This is a genomic window from Fertoeibacter niger, from assembly GCF_009380135.2.
Classification (GTDB): Bacteria; Pseudomonadota; Alphaproteobacteria; order Rhodobacterales; family Rhodobacteraceae; genus Fertoeibacter; species Fertoeibacter niger.
On the sequence record NZ_WHUT02000012.1, the window covers coordinates 73,086 to 94,115 of the forward strand.

The 21,030-nt window shown below is 65.2% G+C and carries 20 protein-coding genes; 15 read left to right on the top strand and 5 right to left on the bottom strand.

Annotated elements, in window-relative coordinates; genetic code table 11:
• Positions 1 to 10: 10 nt before the first annotated feature.
• Together GEU84_RS17440 and GEU84_RS17445 are read right to left on the bottom strand one after the other, a co-directional pair.
• Positions 11 to 892 (bottom strand): cation diffusion facilitator family transporter, encoded by an 882-nt coding sequence (locus GEU84_RS17440; protein WP_152828345.1) that lies wholly within the window; start codon positions 890 to 892, stop codon positions 11 to 13.
• Positions 893 to 1,141: 249 nt separating this feature from the next.
• Positions 1,142 to 1,720 carry an SH3 domain-containing protein gene (locus GEU84_RS17445; RefSeq protein WP_152828346.1) on the bottom strand — a complete coding sequence of 193 codons (579 nt, stop codon included), beginning with the start codon at positions 1,718 to 1,720 and terminating at the stop codon, positions 1,142 to 1,144.
• A gap of 143 nt (positions 1,721 to 1,863) precedes the next feature.
• Between GEU84_RS17445 and GEU84_RS17450 the strand changes: the two genes are divergently transcribed.
• Together GEU84_RS17450 and GEU84_RS17455 are read left to right on the top strand one after the other, a co-directional pair.
• Positions 1,864 to 2,850: a 2-hydroxyacid dehydrogenase gene (locus GEU84_RS17450; RefSeq protein ID WP_152828347.1), complete on the top strand. Its 987-nt coding sequence runs from the start codon at positions 1,864 to 1,866 to the stop codon at positions 2,848 to 2,850.
• 169 nt (positions 2,851 to 3,019) lie between these two features.
• Positions 3,020 to 3,991 (top strand): acyltransferase family protein, encoded by a 972-nt coding sequence (locus GEU84_RS17455; protein WP_152828348.1) that lies wholly within the window; start codon positions 3,020 to 3,022, stop codon positions 3,989 to 3,991.
• 3 nt (positions 3,992 to 3,994) lie between these two features.
• On the opposite strand, the gene GEU84_RS17460 is transcribed toward GEU84_RS17455, so the two are convergent.
• Positions 3,995 to 5,158, bottom strand: coding sequence for an alpha-hydroxy acid oxidase (locus GEU84_RS17460; protein WP_152828349.1), 1,164 nt, complete (start codon positions 5,156 to 5,158; stop codon positions 3,995 to 3,997).
• A 134-nt stretch (positions 5,159 to 5,292) separates the two neighbouring features.
• Here GEU84_RS17460 and GEU84_RS17465 point away from each other — a divergent pair, with 134 nt between their 5' ends.
• Both GEU84_RS17465 and GEU84_RS17470 read left to right on the top strand, forming a co-directional pair.
• Positions 5,293 to 5,838, top strand: a complete 546-nt coding sequence (locus GEU84_RS17465) for a heme NO-binding domain-containing protein (RefSeq protein WP_152828350.1) — start codon at positions 5,293 to 5,295, stop codon at positions 5,836 to 5,838.
• 8 nt (positions 5,839 to 5,846) lie between these two features.
• Positions 5,847 to 7,232, top strand: coding sequence for an ATP-binding protein (locus GEU84_RS17470; protein WP_152828351.1), 1,386 nt, complete (start codon positions 5,847 to 5,849; stop codon positions 7,230 to 7,232).
• 185 nt (positions 7,233 to 7,417) lie between these two features.
• Here the strand turns inward: GEU84_RS17470 and trpA are convergent, their stop codons facing one another.
• The gene (gene trpA / locus GEU84_RS17475; RefSeq protein ID WP_152828352.1) at positions 7,418 to 8,209 is read right to left on the bottom strand and encodes a tryptophan synthase subunit alpha; all 792 of its coding nucleotides are present in this window, start codon (positions 8,207 to 8,209) and stop codon (positions 7,418 to 7,420) included.
• A gap of 157 nt (positions 8,210 to 8,366) precedes the next feature.
• Between trpA and ychF the strand changes: the two genes are divergently transcribed.
• A complete protein-coding gene (gene ychF / locus GEU84_RS17480; protein ID WP_152828353.1) occupies positions 8,367 to 9,464 on the top strand; it encodes a redox-regulated ATPase YchF in 1,098 nt (365 codons plus the stop codon).
• A 230-nt stretch (positions 9,465 to 9,694) separates the two neighbouring features.
• Here ychF and GEU84_RS17485 read toward each other — a convergent pair whose 3' ends face one another.
• On the bottom strand, positions 9,695 to 9,994 hold the full coding sequence (locus GEU84_RS17485; RefSeq protein WP_152828354.1) for a hypothetical protein: 300 nt from the start codon (positions 9,992 to 9,994) through the stop codon (positions 9,695 to 9,697).
• A 619-nt stretch (positions 9,995 to 10,613) separates the two neighbouring features.
• Here GEU84_RS17485 and fabI point away from each other — a divergent pair.
• From fabI to GEU84_RS17535, 10 genes are all read left to right on the top strand, one after another.
• A complete protein-coding gene (fabI, locus tag GEU84_RS17490; protein ID WP_152828355.1) occupies positions 10,614 to 11,378 on the top strand; it encodes an enoyl-ACP reductase FabI in 765 nt (254 codons plus the stop codon).
• A gap of 10 nt (positions 11,379 to 11,388) precedes the next feature.
• Entirely contained in the window at positions 11,389 to 13,881 is a 2,493-nt protein-coding gene (locus tag GEU84_RS17495) for a DUF3141 domain-containing protein (protein WP_152828356.1), read from the top strand.
• A gap of 1 nt (position 13,882) precedes the next feature.
• Positions 13,883 to 15,259 (top strand): bifunctional enoyl-CoA hydratase/phosphate acetyltransferase, encoded by a 1,377-nt coding sequence (locus GEU84_RS17500; RefSeq protein ID WP_152828357.1) that lies wholly within the window; start codon positions 13,883 to 13,885, stop codon positions 15,257 to 15,259.
• Positions 15,256 to 16,431 carry an acetate/propionate family kinase gene (locus GEU84_RS17505; protein ID WP_152828358.1) on the top strand — a complete coding sequence of 392 codons (1,176 nt, stop codon included), beginning with the start codon at positions 15,256 to 15,258 and terminating at the stop codon, positions 16,429 to 16,431. The genes GEU84_RS17500 and GEU84_RS17505 overlap by 4 nt, the downstream gene beginning before the upstream one ends.
• A complete protein-coding gene (locus GEU84_RS17510) occupies positions 16,428 to 17,081 on the top strand; it encodes a CoA transferase subunit A (protein ID WP_152828359.1) in 654 nt (217 codons plus the stop codon). The genes GEU84_RS17505 and GEU84_RS17510 overlap by 4 nt, the downstream gene beginning before the upstream one ends.
• A 10-nt stretch (positions 17,082 to 17,091) precedes the next feature.
• On the top strand, positions 17,092 to 17,745 hold the full coding sequence (locus tag GEU84_RS17515; protein WP_152828360.1) for a 3-oxoacid CoA-transferase subunit B: 654 nt from the start codon (positions 17,092 to 17,094) through the stop codon (positions 17,743 to 17,745).
• A 40-nt stretch (positions 17,746 to 17,785) separates the two neighbouring features.
• Positions 17,786 to 18,646 (top strand): 3-hydroxybutyryl-CoA dehydrogenase, encoded by an 861-nt coding sequence (locus GEU84_RS17520; protein WP_217438605.1) that lies wholly within the window; start codon positions 17,786 to 17,788, stop codon positions 18,644 to 18,646.
• A gap of 24 nt (positions 18,647 to 18,670) precedes the next feature.
• Entirely contained in the window at positions 18,671 to 19,516 is an 846-nt protein-coding gene (locus GEU84_RS17525; RefSeq protein WP_152828362.1) for an alpha/beta fold hydrolase, read from the top strand.
• Positions 19,517 to 19,931: 415 nt separating this feature from the next.
• On the top strand, positions 19,932 to 20,375 hold the full coding sequence (locus tag GEU84_RS17530; RefSeq protein WP_338144826.1) for a helix-turn-helix domain-containing protein: 444 nt from the start codon (positions 19,932 to 19,934) through the stop codon (positions 20,373 to 20,375).
• A gap of 158 nt (positions 20,376 to 20,533) precedes the next feature.
• A complete protein-coding gene (locus GEU84_RS17535; RefSeq protein WP_152828363.1) occupies positions 20,534 to 20,947 on the top strand; it encodes a universal stress protein in 414 nt (137 codons plus the stop codon).
• Positions 20,948 to 21,030: the final 83 nt, after the last annotated feature.

The following is a 21,030-nucleotide window of genomic DNA, read 5'->3' on the forward strand; positions in this document are numbered from 1 at the left end:
CTGCGCAGGGTTACGTCCGCGCCACATCCTTGTGGATGATCACATCGGTCTGCGGATAGGCCAGCAGGATGGTGCGGCGCAGGCCCGCGCCGATGTCATGCGCCTCGCGCAGCGTCAGGTCGCCGTCCAGCTCGATATGCAGGTGCACGAAGATGCGGCTGCCCGCCGAGCGGGTTTTCAGGTCGTGAAACCCCCGCACCCCCGGCCATTCGCGGGCCAGTGTGGCGATGCCCTCGATCACCGCAGGGTCGGCCCGCCGGTCCATCAGCGCATCGAACGCGCCCTTGCCGATGCGCAAGGCCCCCAGCGCCAGCATCGCCGCCGCCCCCAGCGCCACGGCACTGTCGATCTGCCCCAGACCGAACCGGGCCGACGCATAAAGCGACACGATGGCCCCGATGTTGGGCAGAAGGTCGCCCAGATAATGCAGCCGGTCGGCCTGCACCACGCGGCTGCCCGTGCGCCGGGCCACCCGGCTTTGCCACAGCACAAGGGCAATGGTCAGCGCGACCGACAGCGCCATCACCGCCATGCCACGGCCCTGCGCCGCCAGCGGCACCGGGGCCGGATCGACCAGCCGCGCCACGGCGGCATAGGCAATGATGCCCGCTGACACGAGGATGAACAACGCCTGCCCCAGCGCGGCCAGATCCTCGGCGGATGTGTGGCCAAAGGCATGGTCATCATCGGCAGGCTTGGCGGCATAAAGGATGGCGGCCATCGCCCCCAGCGACATCATCAGGTCCATCGCCGAATCCGCCAGCGAGGCCGCAACCGCCAGCGATCCGGTCTCGCCCATCGCCCAAAGCTTCAGCGCGACCAGCAAGGCGGCGACGACCAGCGAGGCTGCGCCTGCCGACAGGTTCAGGCGGGTGGTATCGGGGATGGCCATGGGGGTATCCGCGTTGCTGCGATGCGGCGGAATTATCGCAGGGCAGGGCATGGCGGCAAGCGCGAACGTCTCGCAGCGGCGGGGGAAGGGTGGCGCGTGCCCGCGCCGGGCGGTTGTCGCTGCGGCTGATGCCCGCTTTGCCGCAAGTGGTGGTGCTGCGCGCTGGCTGGCCGCGTCGCTGCGCCGAAAGCGAGGATCGCCCGAACGGAAGGGGTCAGCGGCCTGTGCGACCCGTGCCGCCAACGCCCCCTATTCGATCACTTCGCCCGGCTCTACCCCCCACAGCGCCGGTTTGCGCAGCCAGCCGCGTTCACCCTCGACGCTGACGCGGCACCAGTCGGTGCTGCACTCCATCAGCCGCGCCACCACGCCCAGTTCTGCCTGCATCAGCACGGGGGCCTCATCGGCGGGCTTGCTGCGGAATTCGGCCATGTCTTGCGCGATCAGCACCGAACGGGTGCCCGACAGCAGCGCATAATGCATCCAGCCGCCTGCGCCCTCGGCATCTTCCACACGCCGCCAGTTTTCATATTCCGCCGTCACCCGCAGCGGCATGCCGACGCGGGTGAACACCCAGTCGATGCGGTGCGACAGGCCGGGGCCGCGCCGGGCGTTACCCTCGGCGGTTTTCAGCGTGACATAGCGCGGCAGCGGCAGGTTGGTGACAGCGCCGCGGTTCGGGTCGCGCGGCTGCTCCGGCGGGGCGGCAACGGTGGTGATGTCGGCGGGCAGCGCATCATCGGGCGACGTCTCCGCCTCCTGCGCCAGAGCGGCATTGCATGCCAGCAGAGCCACAGCGGCCACAGCCGCAAGCCTTGTCAGTGCCATCCTGTCCTGCCCTCTGCCACCCGTTCGGGGTGGCTGCTTGCCTCGCCGCCGGTTCGGCGGCACTTTCCGGGGCTTGTGGAATGCCCCGCTTGGCGTCACCTTGCCACCAAGAGGCCAGCTTTGGAAGTGCAGGGAGGGGTGACATGCCCGCAGGACGCCTGAGTGTTGTAGTCACGCGACGCTTGCCCGAGGTCGTGGAGACCCGGATGAAGGAATTGTTCGACGTTGACCTGCGCGACCCCGACGAAAAGATGTCGCGTGACGAGCTGGCCGATGCGATGCGCCGTGCCGACGTGCTGGTGCCCTGTCTGAACGATCAGATCGACGCGGGCCTGCTGGGCCAGGCGGGTGACAAGCTGAAGCTGATCGCCAATTACGGCGCAGGGGTTGACCATATCGACGTGGCCACTGCCCGGCAGCGCGGCATTCTGGTGTCGAACACACCGGGCGTGATGACCGAAGATACGGCGGATATGGCGCTGGCGCTGATGCTGTCGGTCACAAGACGCATCCCGGAGGGGCTGGCGGAAATGCAGGCGGGCGAGTGGCGCGGCTGGTCGCCGATGGCGCATCTGGGCGGGCGCGTCGGCGGGCGGCGGTTGGGCATTCTGGGCATGGGGCGCATCGGGCAGGCGGTGGCGCGGCGCGCGCGTGCCTTTGGCATGCAGATCCATTACCACAACCGCAAGCGCCTGCGCCCCGAGGTGGAGGCGGAACTGGAGGCGACCTATTGGGAAAGCCTTGACCAGATGGTCAGCCGGATGGACATCATCAGCGTCAACTGCCCGCACACGCCTTCAACCTTTCACCTGATGAACGCGCGGCGGCTGAAGCTGATGAAGCCCACGGCGGTGATCGTCAACACCTCGCGCGGCGAGGTGATCGATGAAAACGCGCTGACACGCGGGCTGCGCGCAGGCGAGATTGCCGGGGCGGGGCTGGATGTGTTCGAACATGGGCACGAGATCAACCCCCGCCTGCGCGAACTGCCCAATGTGGTGCTGCTGCCGCATATGGGCTCGGCCACGGTCGAGGGGCGCATCGAGATGGGCGAAAAGGTGATCATCAACATAAAGACCTTCGCCGATGGCCACCGCCCGCCCGATCAGGTGTTGCCGGGGATGCTGTAAGCGCGGTTCTCGCACCACATCAGCGCCGATTTGCCGACAATTGGCGGCGCTTTGATGTGGGTTTTGCAGGAATTGCCCTCAGATGACCGCATTGTTGCCAGAATAGGGGTGCAGCCATGACGCAGAACGGCAAAGCACCCCGGCGGTTGAGGACAGAGATTTGGCTGACATGACGCATTTTCCGGCCCATGCCGCTGCCCCGGCCGCTGTCGCAGCCCCGGTGGCCAAGGCCATCGGCTACCGTCGTGCCATCGACCTTGCGCGCTTTCTGGCGGCGGCGGGCATCGTCTGGGATCATGCCCGCGCGCCCTATGCCGACATCGGTTATGTCTCGCTGGCGCTTTTTCTGATGCTGACCTCGTTTCTGGCGGTGCAATCCTATGAACGGGCCAGCCCAGCCGATACGGGCACCCGCAGGTTCTGGCTGTCGCGGGCGCGGCGCATCGCGATGCCCTGGCTGTTCTGGTCGGTGGTCTATTTCTTCGTGCATCATTGGGTGACGGATGATGAAGGCCCGTGGTGGCAGATCGACCCGTTCACCCTGCTGATCGGATCGTCACTGCATCTGTGGTTCCTGCCCTTCGTGATGATCGCGCTGGTGCTGATCCCTCCCATGGCGCGGACGATCCGCACACCCGCCGCCGTCTGGTTGGCCTGCGGCGGGCTGATTGCGCTGTCATTGCCGCTGGCATGGGTGTCGCTGCCGATTGCCTGGGTGGAAAACAGCGGGGCTTTCAACGAACCGTTGCCGCAATGGGCGTTCTCTCTGCCCCTGTTCCTTTATGGCGCCATTGCCGCGCTGGCCCGGCGGCTTGACATGGTGGCGCTGCCGGTCGCCACCGCCGGCATCATCAGCCTTGGCGAATATCTGATCGAGCCGGGTTTCGGGTCTGTCCAGATGATCATCGTGGCCCTGCTGTTCGAGGCGCTGTGGCGCTGGAACCTGAAAGGCGCATGGGCCACCGTTCTGGCCGGCCTCGCCTTTGGCGTCTATCTGGTGCACCCGTTCTTCATGCTGGTGGCGTTCAAGTTTCTGGGCACCGACACCGACCGGACCACCATCGGCCTGTTTACCCTGTTGGCCTCGGTCATCGGCACCATGGTGTTGCAGCGCCTGCCATTGGTGCGGCGGTTCGTCTGACCGCTACTCCCAGTCGCCCGCAAAGCCCTTGGGGATCAGCAGGTTGTCGCGCCGCAGCGCCTGCACGTTCTTTTCGCCGCACAGCGCCATCGAGGTGTCCAGCTCTTTCCTGATCACTTCCAGCGCCTTGGTCACGCCCGCCTCGCCCATCGCCCCCAGCCCATAGATGAAGGCGCGGCCGATATGGGTGGCATGCGCCCCCAGCGCCAGTGCCTTCAGCACGTCCTGACCCGACCTGATGCCACTGTCCATATGCACCTCGATCCTGTCGCCCACCGCCGCGACAATCGACGGCAGCATGCGGATGGCCGATACCGCGCCATCCAGTTGCCGCCCGCCATGGTTCGACACGATGATGGCATCGGCGCCGAAATCAGCAGCCAAACGGGCATCGTCGGCATCAAGGATGCCCTTGAGGATCAGTTTTCCGCCCCATTGGTCGCGGATGCGGGCGATCTTGGCCCAGTCCAGCATCGGGTCGAATTGCTCCGATATCCAGCTCATCAGGCTGGACGTGTCGCCCACGCCCTTGGCATGGCCCACGATATTGCCAAAACTGCGGCGTTTCGTGCCCAGCATTCCCAGACCCCAGCGCCATTTCGTCGCCAGATCCAGCAACACCGGCAAGGTCAGCTTGGGCGGGGCAGACAGGCCATTCTTCAGATCCTTGTGGCGCTGGCCCAGGATCTGCAAATCCAGCGTCAGCACCAGCGCCGAACAGCCCGACCGTTTCGCCCGGTCGATCATGCCATCGACAAATTCCTCGTCCTTCATGACATAAAGCTGGAACCAGAAGGGTTTGGCGGTTTGCGCCGCCACGTCCTCGACCGAGCAGATCGACATCGTGGACAGGGTGAAGGGCACGCCGAACGCCTCTGCCGCCCGCGCCGCCTTGATCTCGCCATCGGCGCATTGCATGCCGGTCATTCCCACCGGGGCCAGCGCCACCGGCATTGTGACTGGCTGGCCGATCATCGTGCTGGCGGTGCTGCGGCCCGCCATGTCGACCGCCACCTTCTGCCGCAGGCGCAGCGCCGCAAAATCGCCCGTATTGTCGCGGAAGGTCTGTTCGGTGTAGCTGCCGCTTTCGGCATAATCATAAAACATCTTTGGCGCGCGCTTGCGGTGCAGGCGTTTGAGGTCTTCGATGCAGGTGATGACGGCCATGGGGCACCCTATGCGCGGATCGGTCAATTTTGTTTACCAATGAGGGGAGGCAAGATCAATCCTGCGCAGATTAAACAAGGCTTAACTCTGGCGCTGCTAGGGTGAAGCGGGCAATGTGGCACGATGGGGGACGAATGAAGGGCATGGTTTTCGTCGAACTCTTGCAGATGGCCGAACAGGCCATGGGCGAAGAGGCGGTTGATGACATCATCGAAAGTTGCGACCTGCCTTCGGGCGGGGCCTATTCGGCGGTGGGCAACTATCCCTGTGCCGAGTTGATGACGCTGGTGCAGGCGTTCAGCGCCCATACCGGCGCGCCGGAAAATGACCTGCAACGCGCCTTTGGCCGCTGGATGCACGAACGTTTCGTGGTGTCTTACCCTGCGTTCTTCCGTGACAAGCCCGATGCTTTGGCCATGCTGGCCGCCATCGAGGGCGAGGTGCATGTCGAGGTGCGCAAACTATACCCCGATGTCGAACTGCCCACGTTCGAAACCGAACGCCTGTCGCCCCGCGTGTTGCGCCTGACCTACCGTTCACCCCGTCCGCTGTCGGATTTCTGTCATGGGCTGGTCGAGGGCTGTCTTGACCATTTCGGCCGGGCCGCCGTGATCGAACGCCGCGATCTGTCGCGTCCGGGTGAATCCGTGGCCGAATTCACCATCACCCTCGCCGCCTGACCACCATCATGACCGAACCACCGCCCCGCTTTCCGCTGCAAAACCCGGCCCCGGCGGAACCTTCGGCCATGGTGTCGCGTGGGCGGTATGAGCGGGAAAAGCGCGCCCGGCAAGAGGCCGAGGCGCTGCTGGAGGCGAAAAGCCGCGAACTTTACGAGGCGAATCAGGCGCTTACCCGACAGGCCGAGGCGCTGGAACGCGCCGTGCGCGAACGCACCGCCGATCTGGAGGCCGCCCGCGCGCAGGCCGAGGCAGCGAATGCCGCCAAGTCGATCTTTCTGGCCAGCATGAGTCACGAGATCCGCACCCCGATGAACGGCGTGCTGGGCATGACCACCGCATTGCTGGAAACCGATCTGGCCCCGGTGCAGCGCGACATGCTGGAGGTCATACTGGGCTCCGGCGATCTTTTGCACAGCGTGATCAACGATATACTTGATCTGTCCAAGATCGAGGCCGGCAAGTTCGAGATCGAATCGCTGCCTTTCGATTTGACCGCCGCCGTGCAGTCGGTGGCCGCGCTGCATGCGTTGAAGGCGCAGGAAAAGGGGCTCGATTTCTCGGTGCGGCTGGGGGCCGGTGCGGCGGGCTGGGTGATCGGTGATCCGACGCGGCTGCGGCAGATCATGGGCAACCTGATTTCCAACGCGATCAAATTCACCGAACGCGGCGCGGTGCGGGTCATCGTTGACCAGATCAGCGCGGGGCAGGGGGCCAGCTTGCGCATCACCGTGTCCGATACCGGGCCGGGCATTCCGCCTGACCGCTGTGCGCAGCTGTTCGCGCCCTATGCGCAGGCGGGGGCGGGGGTGTCACGCCAGCATGGCGGCACCGGGCTTGGCCTGTCGATCGCGCGGCAGTTCTGCCGGTTGATGGGCGGTGACATCACGGTGCAAAGCCATCCCGGTTTTGGCACCACCTTTGTCGCCCGCCTGAACGTCACGCCCACGGTTCCTCCGCCGCTGGTGGGGCAGGGCGAGCCGGAGCGAGAGTTTGCCGCCCTTCTGCGGCATCGACGGCTGAACATTCTGGCGGCCGAGGACAACGGCACCAACCAGCTTGTGCTGCGCAGCCTGCTGCGACGGTTCGACCTGCGGCTTGACATCGTGGGCAATGGCCATGCCGTGCTGGAGGCCTGGGCCGCGCGCACCCCCGATGTGATCCTGATGGATGTGCAGATGCCGGGCATGAACGGGCTGGAGGCAACAGCTGCCATCCGCGCCGCCGAGGCCAGCGGCGGGCTGCGCCGCACCCCGATCATCGCGCTGACTGCGAACACGATGCGGCATCAGGTGGCGGAATATCTGGCGCTGGGCATGGATGCCAATGTGGCCAAACCGATCCGGCGCGGCGAGTTGTTGCAGGTGATAACGGCGCTGTTGCCGCAGGGCTGAACGGGGGGGCGCTGCGCCGGGATCAGCGCCCTGATGGCCAACTGGCAGGGCGAAGGCGTCTCGCGCGCTTGCCGGTGGTTTGTGCCACCACAGGCATTGCGAAGCGTGCCGCCGATCGCAGCCGCAGGTTCCCGCCGTGATGGCGGGCCGCGGCGGGAACATGCGGCCGTTGCAGACCTCAGCCTTCAGGCCGCATGTGCCCCCGCCGCCAGCGCAGCAATGCCGGCCAGCACCTCGGCCACAGGCTTGCCCGCGCCGATTTCTTTGACAATGGCCGATCCCACCACGCAGCCATCGGCAATGCCTGCGATCCCGCGCGCCGCGTCGGGCGTTGTGATGCCAAAGCCCACGATGACAGGCAGGTCTGTGGCCGCCTTGATCCGCGCCACATCGGGGGCCACATCGGCAGGCTGCGGCGCCGCTGCCCCGGTGATCCCGGTGATCGAGACATAATACACAAAGCCGCTGGTGTTTTGCAGCACCTTGGGCAGGCGTTTGGCATCGGTTGTCGGCGTGGCCAGCCGGATGAAGTTCAACCCCGCCGCCTGCGCGGGCAGGCACAGCTCGTCATCCTCCTCGGGCGGCAGATCGACGACGATCAGCCCGTCGATGCCCGCCGCTTTCGCCTCGGCCAGAAACACATCCACCCCACGGGAATAGATCGGGTTGTAATAACCCATCATCACGATCGGGGTTTCGGAATCGCCCTCACGGAAGGCGCGCACCATATCCAGTGTCTTGGCCAGCGTCTGTCCGCCTTCCAGCGCGCGCTGCCCGGCCAGTTGCACGGTGGGGCCATCCGCCATCGGATCGGTGAAGGGCATGCCCAGCTCGATGATGTCCACCCCCGCGCCGGGCATGCCCTGCATCACCGCCAGCGAGGTTTCGACATCCGGATCGCCCGCCATGATATAGGCGACAAAGGCTTTTTTGCCCTCGGCCCGCAGCCGAGCGAAAGTCGTGTCAATTCTGGTCATGTCCCCGCCCGCCTGTCCTTGATGCTTTTCATGTCTGTGCGACAGGCGGGGCGGAAAATCAATGGCCTGTCACAGCCTGCCGCGCGTGGCAAAGCGGTGCTTGCGCCGGGGCGGGGGCTTGCCTAAAAGCCCTGCAAACCTTGGATCGGAGAATGCAATGGGCTTTCGCATGGGGATTGTCGGCCTGCCGAACGTGGGGAAATCCACGCTCTTCAACGCGCTGACCCGCACCGCTGCCGCACAGGCCGCGAACTTTCCGTTCTGCACGATCGAGCCGAATGTGGGCGAGGTGGCGGTGCCCGATGCGCGGCTGGAAAAGCTGGCGGCGATTGCGGGCAGCAAGCAGATCATCCCCACGCGGATGACGTTCGTTGACATCGCGGGACTGGTGCGCGGCGCCTCGAAGGGTGAGGGGCTGGGCAACCAGTTCCTTGCAAACATTCGGGAATGTGACGCCATCGCCCATGTGCTGCGCTGTTTCGAGGATGGCGACATCACCCATGTCGAGGGCCGGATCGACCCGGTGGCCGATGCCGAAACCATTGAAACCGAACTGATGCTGGCCGATCTGGAATCGATCGAGCGGCGGCTGGCGAACCTCGCCCGCAAGCTGAAGGGCGGCGACAAGGACAGTCTGGACCAGGACCGGCTGCTGCGCGCAGCCCTTGCGGCGCTGGAGGCGGGAAAGCCCGCCCGCACCGTGAAAGTGGCCGAAGATGACCAGCGCACATGGCGTCTGTTGCAACTGCTGACCTCGAAACCCGTGCTTTATGTCTGCAATGTAGAGGAATCCTGTGCGGCCGATGGCAACAGCCAGTCGGCCCGTGTGGCGGCGATGGCTGCGGCGCAGGGTGCGGCTTCCGTTGTGATTTCCGCCCGGATCGAGGAAGAGATCAGCCAGCTGCCCGCCGACGAGGCCGCGATGTTCCTGGAGGAGATGGGCCTGCACGAGGCGGGTCTGGACCGGCTGATCAAGGCGGGCTATGCGCTTTTGGGCCTGTCCACCTATTTCACCGTCGGCCCGAAAGAGGCCCGCGCCTGGACGATCACCAAGGGCATGCTGGCCCCGCAGGCGGCGGGCGTGATCCATGGCGACTTCGAGAAGGGCTTCATCCGGTCGGAAACGATTGCCTATGAGGATTACATCGCGGGCAAGGGCGAGGCGGGGGCGAAAGAGGCCGGCAAGTTCCGCGTGGAAGGCAAGACCTATGAGGTGAAGGACGGCGACGTCCTGCACTTCCTCTTCTCTGGCTAAGCTGTTGCGGGCATCGGGTTGACCGCAAGCCGAGCGGCGACTTGCGTGTTGCACCGGGCTTGCAGGCCGCCACTGGCGGTTCACAATGCGTTTGCCCCGGCGACGCAGGGCCGGCGGGCAGCAAAAACCCGCAGCAAAGACACCGCCATGTCCTGCGGATCAAAGCTGCGGGCGCGGAAATGGTCTTGCGCGACAAGGGGGTATCGGTCGCGGTTTCCTGCCGTGATGTCTCATGTCAGGCTCAGCACAGTCATCAGGATCACCACCGCCGCCCGCGCCAGGTCGCCATGCCGGTGTGGCGGATCGTGGCGTGCAGCGGACCGCCAGACGCCGACAACTGCCACGACATTGTAGGGAACCGAGAAACCATAGCCCACGATCAGGGCTGGCCAGGGTTGATCCATCGACAGCAGCACCAGGAAGGCGATGCTGGTCGTGAGGTTGACCAGCAGCCCCCCAAACACGGCCCATGTCCAGAAGGCATCATCAAGGCGCAGGTCGCCACGCCACAGTGCTGTCAGCTTTTCCATAGGCCCTGTTTGGTCATCATCGGGCAAAATGCCACACATTCCGCCCGTTGCATCGCTGGGGCCAAGCCGATTCTTGGTTGGCCGGGCTTGTCGCGTCAACCCCCAAGAGCGCTGCATTTCGATCTTGTCCTGACTATAAAGGCCGCACCGATGGGCAGTAACTGCCGCCAAAGCCGCCGCAAATGGCCAAACCATCATGGGCCCGACCGATCAGCGCAAGCGCATTGCGGCGGGTCATCCATCGCCGGGTTCCGCGCCATCTTTGACGCACCCAGAAGCCGCAGCGGCGGATGGATGTGGCCATGGTTCATCTGCCTTGCTACGCTTTGCCCGGTCAAAGGTGCGGCAGCGAAGCGCCTAAGCTCCGGTGGCCCCTTTGGGACGGCCGCCTTCAGATATTTTGCCAACGACCGCAGATGGGGCCGATCAACCGCGACATGTGCTGTCGTCAGATCGCGCGCAATTGGCCGGACCGGATTGCACGCTCAACCCTTCCGGAAAATCGGGCACGAAGCGGGAATAAAGCAGCCGAGCACTCAATGCAGCAAAAGTGTCGTTTATCTGAAACCCGCGCGCGGTAAGCCAAGCGCAGGAATCGTATTTTTCCGAAGGGGTGACCATGTTTTCGCTGGCTGGCAAGACTGCATTGATCGTCGGCATTGCAAACGAGCATTCCATCGCCTGGGGCTGCGCGCAGGCGCTGAAGGCCCAAGGGGCCGATCTGGCGGTGACCTGGCTGAACGACAAGGCCGAACCCCATGTCCGCCCGCTGGCCGAACAGGTGGGGGCGTCGATCATGATGCCGCTGGATGTGTCGGTGCCGGGGCAGTTGGAGGCGGTGTTCGACCAGATCACGTCGCAGTGGGGGCGGCTTGACGCGCTGATCCATTCCATCGCCTTTGCGCCGCGCGCCGACTTGCAGGGCCGGGTCGTCGATTGTTCCGCCGAAGGGTTTGCCCTGGCGATGGATGTCTCGGTGCATTCCTTCGTGCGGATGATCCGGCTGGCAGAGCCGCTGATGCCCCAGGGCGGGTGCTGTCAGTCTGTGTCGTTCTTCGGGTCGTCGCGTGTGGTGCGGCACTACAACATGATGGGTCCGGTCAAGGCGGCGCTGGAAAGCGTGGTGCGCTACACCGCCGCAGAACTGGGGCCGCAAGGCATCCGCGTGCATGCCCTGTCACCCGGGCCGCTGAAAACCCGGGCCGCCAGCGGAATCGACCACTTTGACGAGCTTCTGTCGGCCGCGTCCGAGCGCGCCCCGACACACCAACTGGCCACGATCGAGGATGTGGGGGCGATGTGCGCCTTTCTTGCCTCGGACGAGGCGCGCAATCTGACCGGCGGTGTGCATGACATCGACGGCGGCTTCTCGATCACCGCGTAAGGAGACTGCCATGGTCAACGTTTTCGACATGTTCGATCCCGCCCGCCAGCCCGCCGTGCCCCGCCCGGAAGGCGATGTGCTGGACGTGATGCGCCGCACGATGGAAACAATGGAGCGCGAGCTGACCGCCACTGCGGCCACATCGAACATCCTGTCCACCGCCGCGCAGCGCCATACGCAGCGGATTTCGGACACCCATTCGGCCCGCGCCCGCGATTCGGTCGCCAAGGCCGAGGCGCTGATGCAGGCCCTGCGCGACAATCAGGCCAACGGTGGCCTTGTCCAGGCCTGGCGCGACTATGTGCGGGATGCGACCGAACGCGCGGTTCTGAGCATGGATACACTGCGCAAGCGCGGTGACATCTTCTTGCAGCATGAAGAGGCAGGCTGCCCGCCGGTGCTGGTCTATGACTACGAGATCGTGATGGATGGCGCCGACCTGCCGTTCCCGTCGAACTACATGCTGCTGCGCATCCTGCCGCCCGAAGGTGTGACGATCATCGACACCCGCCGCCCCTATGTCATCATCGACCCGCGCGCGGGTCACGGGCCGGGCATTGGCGGGTTCAAGTCGGACAGTCAGGTGGGCGTGGCGCTGCGCGAGGGCCATCCGGTGTATTTCGTGGCCTTCCGCCGCGAGCCTGAGCCGGGGCAATTCCTGTCCTACGTCACCCGCGCAGAGGCGGCCTTTGTGCGCGAGGTGATGCGCCGGCACCCCGAGTCGGCCAAGCCGGTGGTCATCGGCAACTGTCAGGGGGGCTGGGCCACACTGCTGCTGGCTGCGACCAACCCCGACCTGACCGGGCCGGTCGTGATCAACGGTGCGCCGGTTGCCCCGTGGTCGGGCAAGGTGGGCGAGAACGTGATGCGCTACAACGCCGGGGTTCTGGGCGGCACGTGGATTCCGATGCTGCTGTCCGACCTTGGCGGCGGCATCTTTGACGGCGCGCATCTGGTGCAGAACTTTGAACAGATGAACCCGTCGCGCACATTGTTCCGCAAATATACCGATCTCTTCCGCGACATCGACAAGGGCGACGAGACGTTCCTTGATTTCGAACGCTGGTGGGGCGGGTTCTTCTTGCTGAACGAGCCGGAAATCAAGTGGATCGTCGAGCAGTTGTTCGTCGGCAACCGTCTGATCAAGAACGAGGCCCGGATCGAGCCCGGCCGCCCGGTTGACCTGAAGGCGATCCGCGCGCCGATCATCGTCTTCGCCAGCCACGGCGACAACATCACCCCGCCGCAGCAGGCGCTGAACTGGATCGCCGAAACCTATGCCGATGTGCAGGAAATCCGCATCCGGGGTCAGCGCATCGTCTATATGGTGCACGATCAGGTCGGGCATCTGGGGATTTTCGTATCGTCGGGCATCGCGAACCGCGAACATACCGAAGTGGCATCCACCCTCAAGACCATCGAGGCTCTGGCCCCCGGCCTTTACGAGATGACCATCGTCGATGTGACGGAAAAGAACGGGCAGAAACACTTCACCGTCGGCTTTTCGGAACGCACCTTCGCCGATATCCGCGGGCTGGACGACGGCCACAATGATGAGCAGTCCTTTGCCGCCGTGGCGCGGGCGTCGGAAATTCAGGCGCAGGTCTATGACACGATGCTGCGCCCGATGATCAAGGCGGCCGTCACCGGGACTGCCGCCGAGATGAGCCGGGCGCTGCATCCGCAGCGGCTGACCCGGGCGCTGGCCTCGTCGCGCAACCCCATGGTCAAGCCGGTCGAGGCGATGGCGCAAAAGGTGCGCGAGACCCGCGTGAAGGCCGCACCCGACAACCCGTTCCTTGCGGCCGAGGCGCTGTGGGTGCAGACCACCGAACAGATGATCGACGTGATGCGCGACGTGCGCGACATGACGTTCGAACTGGCCTTCTACACGATGTGGGGCAACCCTTGGGTCCGCGCCTTCGGCAAGACCCACGAGACGCGCCGCACGCTCAAGACCAGTGACGAGTTGCGCGGCCTGCCCGAAGTGGCGCAGGCCCTGATGACGATGGAACTGGGCGGCTTCCCCGAAGCGGTGATCCGCATGCTGGTGCTGCTGGCGGAAAACCGCGGTCAGGTGCGACGCGACCGTCTGGAACGCGCCAGCCGGGTGTTGACGCAGGACGAACCGTTCCGCAGCCTTGGGGCGGAACGCCGGGCGATGATCATCCATCAGCAGACCCTGATCGCGACTTATGAAGAGGAGCGGGCCATCGAAACCCTGCCGCTGCTGCTGCCCGACGCCAAGGACCGCGAGCTGGCCTTGCAGGTTGTGCAGTATGTGCCCGGCGTGATCGAGGAAATGTCGCCGCGCACCCTGTCGCTTTTGCAGCGGTTCCGCGATGTGCTGGGTCTGCCGCCGCTGACCGGCGATGTGGTGGACGACCCGCTGCATGTGGAGCCGGAGGCAGAACCGGCCCCTGTTGCCGATCAGGTGGTCGCCGCACCAACCCGAAAGCCCCGCCGCGAGGCCTCAGAACAGACATCAGAAACGGTCGAATAACATGCTGCTGGTAAATCGGACCTATGACGAAGTGCAGCCCGGCGATGTGGCCGAGCTGCGGCGGCTGATCACGGCGGACGACCTGTTCGTGTTCGCCGCCGCATCGGGCAACCACAACCCGATGCACCTGACCGACAGCGATCTGGACGGCGACGGACAGACCGAACGGGTGGCTCCGGGCATGTTCGTGGCCTCGCTGATCTCGGCTGTTCTGGGCATGCAACTGCCGGGCGCCGGCACGCTCTATCGCCGCCAGGTGCTGGATTTCCACGCCCGCGCCCATGCGGGCGAAGAGGTGATCGTGCGCGTCGAAGTGCTGGAAAAGCTGGAGGGTGGCGTGGTGCGGCTGGCCACCACCATCCGGCGCAGCACGGACGATGCCCCTATCCTGACCGGCGAGGCGCTGGTGCAGGCGCCCACCGAAAAGTTCGAGCGCGATGGCATCGACGTGCCCGGGCTGGTGGTGCAGCGGCATCGTCATTTCGAGGCGCTGCTGATGCTGGCCAAACCCTTGCCCGCGCTGCCGACCGCTGTCGTGTGCCCCGATGATGCCAACTCGCTGGGTGGCGCGCTGCTGGCGATGCGCGAAAGCATCATCACCCCCATTCTGATCGGATCGGCGGCGGGTATCCACGCAGCCGCCGCTGAAATGGGGGCCGATCTGGCAGGGATCGAGATCATCGACATCGAAGGCGACGAGGCGGCGGCGGCCATGGCCTGCGCGCTGGTGCATCAAGGCCGGGCGGCGGCGGTGATGAAGGGCCATCTGCACACCGACGACCTGCTGCGGCCGATGATGGACAAGTCTTTGGGTCTGCGCATCGGGCGTCGGCTGACGCATGTCTTCGTGATGGACGTGCCGGGCCAGCCCGAGCCGGTGATGGTCACCGATGCCGCGATCAACATCGCACCCGACCTCGCCACCAAAATGGACATCTGCCAGAACGCAATCGATCTGGCGCTGTCCCTGGGGATGGAGCCGCGCGTCGGCGTGCTGTCGGCGGTGGAAACGGTGAACCCGGCGATCCAGTCGTCGATAGACGCCGCGCTGCTGTCAAAGATGGCGGATCGCGGCCAGATCAAGGGCGGGCTGGTCGAGGGGCCCCTGGCGATGGACAACGCCATCGACATGGCCGCCGCGCGCACCAAGGGACTGACCGGCGGCGTGGCAGGGCGGGCCAACATCCTTGTCGTGCCGGGGATCGACGCAGGCAACATGCTGGCCAAGCAACTGGCCTTCGTCAGCCACGCCGAAGGCGCGGGGTTGGTTCTGGGGGCGAAGGTGCCGGTCATCCTGAACTCGCGTTCTGACAGCCCGGTGTCGCGGCTGGCGTCCTGCGCGGTGGCGGCGATCCACCACTTTGCGGGGGCCAAATGACCGAGGCTGTTCTCACGCTCAACGCGGGCTCGTCCTCGCTGAAATTCGCGCTGTTTCCGGCACGGGGGGACCGCCCGCTGGCCACCGGACTGGCCGACCGGATCGGGCCCGAAGGCACGCTGAAGCTGAAGGGTCGGGACGGTCAGCCTGTGGCGGCAGCGCCCGGCGACCTGCGCAGCCATGCAGGTGCCATCCGCGCGGTGTTCGACAGCTTTCGGGGCCAATACCCTGATCTGACGTTGCGGTCGGTCGGGCACCGCGTGGTGCATGGCGGGGTCAGCCATGCCGCGCCCGTGACGGTGACGGCCACTGTGATGGCCGAACTCGAGGCGCTGGCGCCCTTTGCCCCGCTGCACCAGCCCCACAACCTGACCGGCATCCGGGCTGCGGCCGAGGCCTTTGCCGGGGTTGCGCAGGTCGCCTGTTTCGACACGGCGTTTCACCGCAACCAGCCCTGGATCAATGACGCCTTCGCCCTGCCACGTGCGTTGTATGACGAAGGTGTGCGGCGCTACGGCTTTCACGGTCTGAGCTATGACTATATCGCAAGCGTCCTGCCGGGCGAAGTGGCGCATGGGCGGGTGATCGTGGCGCATCTGGGCAACGGCGCCTCGATGTGCGCCCTGCACAATGGTCGCTCTGTGGCCTCGACCATGGGGTTTTCAGCGTTGGACGGGCTGCCGATGGGCACGCGCTGCGGCCAGATAGACCCCGGCGTGCTGCTGTATCTGATGGATCAGAAAGGCATGTCTGCGGCGCAGATCTCGGATCTTCTGTATCGGCAATCCGGGTTGCTGGGCCTGTCGGGGCTGTCCAATGACATGCGCATGCTCGAAACCGCTGAAACCCCTGAGGCAGAGCAGGCGATTGACTATTTCGTATACCGCTGCCAGCGCGAGATCGGCTCGCTGGCGGCTGCGGTGGGCGGGATCGACGCGCTGGTGTTCACTGCCGGCATCGGGGAAAACTCGCGCTTGATCCGCGCCCGCATCTGCGCGCGCCTGTCCTGGATGGGGATCGAACTAGACCCCGCCCGGAACGCCGACAACGGACCGGTGATTTCAGCCGCCGGTGCGCCCACGACCGTCATGGTCATCCCGACGAACGAAGAACTGGTCATCGCCCGGGCGGCCCGTGCCGCCGTGGGGCTGACGGAACAGGAGGCGGCATGAAGGGCGCAATAACTCCGGCGGCGGCGGCCGAGATGATCCCCGACGGGGCCAGCCTGATGATCGGCGGCTTCATGGCGGTGGGCACGCCGGAACGGATGATCGACGCGCTGGTGGCGCGGGGCGCGCGCGGGCTGACCGTGATCGCCAACGACACCGCGATGCCCGGCAAGGGCATCGGCAAGCTGATCACGGCGGGTGCGGTGGCGCGGGTCATCACCAGCCATATCGGCCTCAATCCCGAAACGCAGGCCAAGATGATCGCAGGCGAGATCGAGGTTGAACTGGTGCCGCAAGGCACGCTGGTGGAACGCATCCGCGCCGGTGGCATGGGGCTTGGCGGCGTGCTGACGCCGACCGGGCTTGGCACCGAGGTGGAAGACGGCAAGCCGGTGATCGAGGTCGAGGGCAAGCGGTTTCTGCTGGAAACCCCGCTGAAGGCCGACTTTGCCCTGCTCGCGGCCTGGCAGGCCGATTACGTCGGCAACCTGTGCTACATGCTGACCGCGCATAATTTCAATCCGGTGATGGCGCTGGCCGGCCGGACGGTGATCGCCGAGGCCAGCAGCATCGTGCCGGTGGGTGTGATCCCGCCGGATGCGGTGAAAACGCCGGGTGTTCTGGTCGATCACCTGCTGATCCGTGCAAGCTGAGGGGGCGATGATGGATGCCAAGGATCTGATCGCCCGCCGCGTGGCACAGGAAATCAAGCCGGGGATGCTGGTCAACCTCGGGATCGGGCTGCCCTCGCTGGTGGCGGGGTTCGTGCCTGCCAGTCTGGGCGTGTTCTTTCAGGCCGAGAATGGCGTGATCGGTCTGGGCGCGCGCCCGACCGAAGGTATGGAAGACCCGCATCTGACGGATGCGGGCGGCGGGTTTGTATCGGCCGTGCCGGGGGCCGCCAGCATCGACAGTGCGATGAGCTTTGGCCTGATCCGGGGCGGGCATCTGGACATGACGGTTCTGGGCGGGCTTCAGGTGGATGAGGCCGGGCATCTGGCCAACTGGAAAGTGCCGGGCAAGATGGTGCCGGGCATGGGCGGCGCGATGGATCTGGTCACCGGGGCCGCCCGCGTCATCGTCGCCATGCAGCACACCGCGCGGGGGGCATCCAAGATCGTGCCGCGCTGCACGCTGCCGCTGACCGCGCGGCGCCGCGTCGATCTGATTGTCACCGATCTGGCGGTGATCGAACCCACCGAAGCCGGCCTTGTGCTGCGCGAACGGGCGCCCGGCGTCAGCGTCGAGGCGATCCTGGTGGCAACCGAAGCGAACTTGATTCTGCCCGGCGACATTCCCGAAATGACCCTGGTCTGAAACTGATGATGGCGGCGCAAGCCCCCGAAGGGAGATGACAATGACCGACCTGCGCAACATAGGCGTGATCGGCGCCGGAACGATGGGCAATGGCATCGCGCAGACCTGCGCGCTGGCCGGGTTTCCGGTGGTGCTGCAAGACCTGTCCGACGCGGCCCTGGACCGCGCGCGCAAGACGATGGAGGGCAGCCTGGCCCGTCTTGTGAAAAAGGCCACCCTGACCGAGGCGCAGGCGGCTGACACGCTGGCCCGGATTACGATGACCACCACGCTCGACCTGATGGCCGACCGCGACATCGTGATAGAGGCGATCGTGGAAAAGCTGGAGGTGAAGGCGGCGATCCTGGGCAAGCTGGATGCGATCTGCCGGGCTGATGCTGTGCTGGCCTCCAACACCTCGTCAATCTCGCTGACGCAGCTTGCCGCCGCCTCGGCCCATCCCGGGCGGGTGATCGGGATGCACTTTTTCAACCCGGTCCCGGTGATGCAACTGGTTGAAATCATTCGCGCCCTGCAAACCACCGATGCCGTGGCCGAAGCGGTGACTGCGCTGACCCATGCCATTGGCAAGACGCCGCGCGTGTCGAAAGACAGCTACGGGTTCATCGTCAACCGCCTGTTGGCCCCGCAGATCAACGAGGCGATCAATTGCGTTTACGAAGGTCTGGCCACGCCCGAAGACATCGACAGCATGATGAAACTGGGGGCCAACCACCCGATGGGGCCTCTGGCGCTGGGCGATCTGATCGGGCTGGATGTTGTGCTCAACATCATGGAAACGCTTTATGACGGGTTCGACGATCCGAAATACCGCCCCAGCCCCCTGTTGAAGCAGATGGTCAGCGCGGGCTATCTGGGGCGCAAGGCGGGCAAGGGATTTGCAGAGTATCCCGCAGCCTGAAACAGGGCGGGGGTGCGGGCAGCGATGGCAACGTTCAGGGCCGAAGACGGAACGCGGTTGGCCTACCGCGACGACGGTTCGGGACTGCCGCTGCTGGCGCTGGCCGGACTGACCCGGGACGGGCGTGATTTCGACTATCTGGCGCGGCATCTGGGGCGCGATGTCCGCCTGATCCGGCTGGACAGTCGCGGGCGGGGCGGCTCGGACTGGGCAGCAGCCGAGACTTACACCGTGGCGCAGGAAACCCGTGACGCGCTGGCGCTGCTGGATCATCTGGGGATCGGCCGGGCGGCGGTGGTCGGATCGTCGCGGGGCGGTTTGCTGGGCATGGTGATTGCGGCGACCCAGAAGACGCGCCTTCTGGGGCTGTGCCTGAACGACGTGGGGCCGGTGCTGGAACGCGGCGGGCTGACGCGGATCGGGCTTTATGTGGGGGTCGCCCCCACCGTCGCGACCCTGCAGGAGGTTGCCGACCGGATGCCGGCGGCCATGCCGGGGTTCCAGCGTGTGCCCGACACCCGCTGGCAAGAGGAAACGGTGCGGCACTATGTGCAGCTTTCGGGCGGGGTGGGACTGACCTATGACCCGGCGCTGCGGATCGGCCTTGATGCTGCGCTGGCCGGGCCGCTGCCGCCGGCGTGGCCGCTGTTTGAGGCCTGCGCCGGGCTGCCGCTGGCGCTGATCCGCGGTGCCAATTCTGACGTGATCAGCCGCGAGACCGCCGCCGAGATGCACCGCCTGCGTCCTGACATGGTTTTTGCCGAGGCCGCTGACAGGGGTCACGTTCCGTTTCTGGACGAACCTGCATCGGTGGCCTGCATCCATCACTGGCTGCGTCTTGTCCGCGACGCCCCGCCGGTTGCGGGATGATCTGACGGGCGACCGGGTGGTGGTGTTTCGCCGCACTGACCTTGGTGCGCAAGTTGTCCGATGGTCAGGGCTTCGGCAACGGGGTTGTGCCAGTCAAGCGGTGTTGTGCTTGCGGGATGTGCCGCCGAAGCGCGGTCTTGCTCTTTGGGCAAGTGATCGGCTTCCCCGTTCGGCAGCCTTCGCCCCAGATCGACCCGGCTGCATGAACCGGTCCGTTGTCAGCGCCGTGGCTGCCAACATGATGCGGGTTCAATGCAAGTCCGGTGTGCCCATCTCATTGGCACGCTGAATACGATCGGCATCAGTCCTGGGCGCGGCATCACCGGAACCGCGCCCCGCGGGGTGTTCGAAGGCCCGCGATCAGACGGGTATCGACGGCCAATCAATAGGTCAGCGGCATCGGGGCGATGCGACTGTGCATGACGCATCGCCTGCGGGGAACGGGCATGGCCTGGCACCGGTTCAAAGCGGCTGTCCCGGCGTCGGGATCATCGCCGCCATGCGACCAGATGGGAATTGCCTGGCGATCATTGATCCAAATCAATCAAACAAAGCCGAAAGCGACTATACTTCACCACACGTCAAACGGGTGGAGGCCACGCCGCAGGATCACTATCAGACCGTGCAGGACGTCGTTGGCAGACTTGAAGTGGCCGAGGCCACGGTGCGGCGGCAGATCAAGACAGGCGCGCTGCGCGCCATCGACATCGGGAAGGGCTGGCGCGTTTCGGACACCGATTTTTCGAGGTTTCTGACTGCTCGTGGAGCGGCGCCGAGAGGTAGTGCCACCGAAGCTTCCGCTCCTCTGGCCTCGCCGGCAGGGTCACAAGTTCCAGATCGCAGTTCGAAGATACCCTGAACACAAAGGAAAACGCGGGCTTTGAACCGGCCTGCAGATGAAGGCCGCAGGATTGGCGCTTGTGAACCGTGTTGGTGCCAGACTGCCCGCAGCCGTGCGGCGAGGCATGGAATGACGATGAGAACCTGTCACGTTGATTGAATGGGAAAGGCAAACAGATGAAACACATCCTGTGCTGTGTAGATGGGTCCGAGCACGCAGATATCGCCTTGCGTGCAGCGATCCAGCTTTCGGCAAAGCTTTCTGCTGATCTCTCGCTTCTGGTGGTGAATGTCTCCTTTGGTCGGTCCCCGCGTGGGCCGCAGGCCCTGATCTGGACCAACGACGAGGCGCAGGCCATACTTGACAAGGCCTGCGATGTGGTCGCGAGGAACGGGCAGAAACCGGCCCTGGCCGGGATCACGGTGGCGCGCGAGGCATCAACCGGGATCATCGACCACGCGCTTGAACATGACATTGATGCCATCGTCATTGGCACTGGTGACAAGCGCGGGATGTCGCGGCTGTTTCTGGGCTCTGTCGCCATGGATGTGGCCAATCGGGCGCCTTGCACCGTCATCGTCGCGCGCTGATCCCGTCGTTCGGTCAGCACGGGCGTGATCTTCATGCTTTCAAGGCAGGGTGCGGGGCCGCGCCCTGGCAAGTCAATCCAACT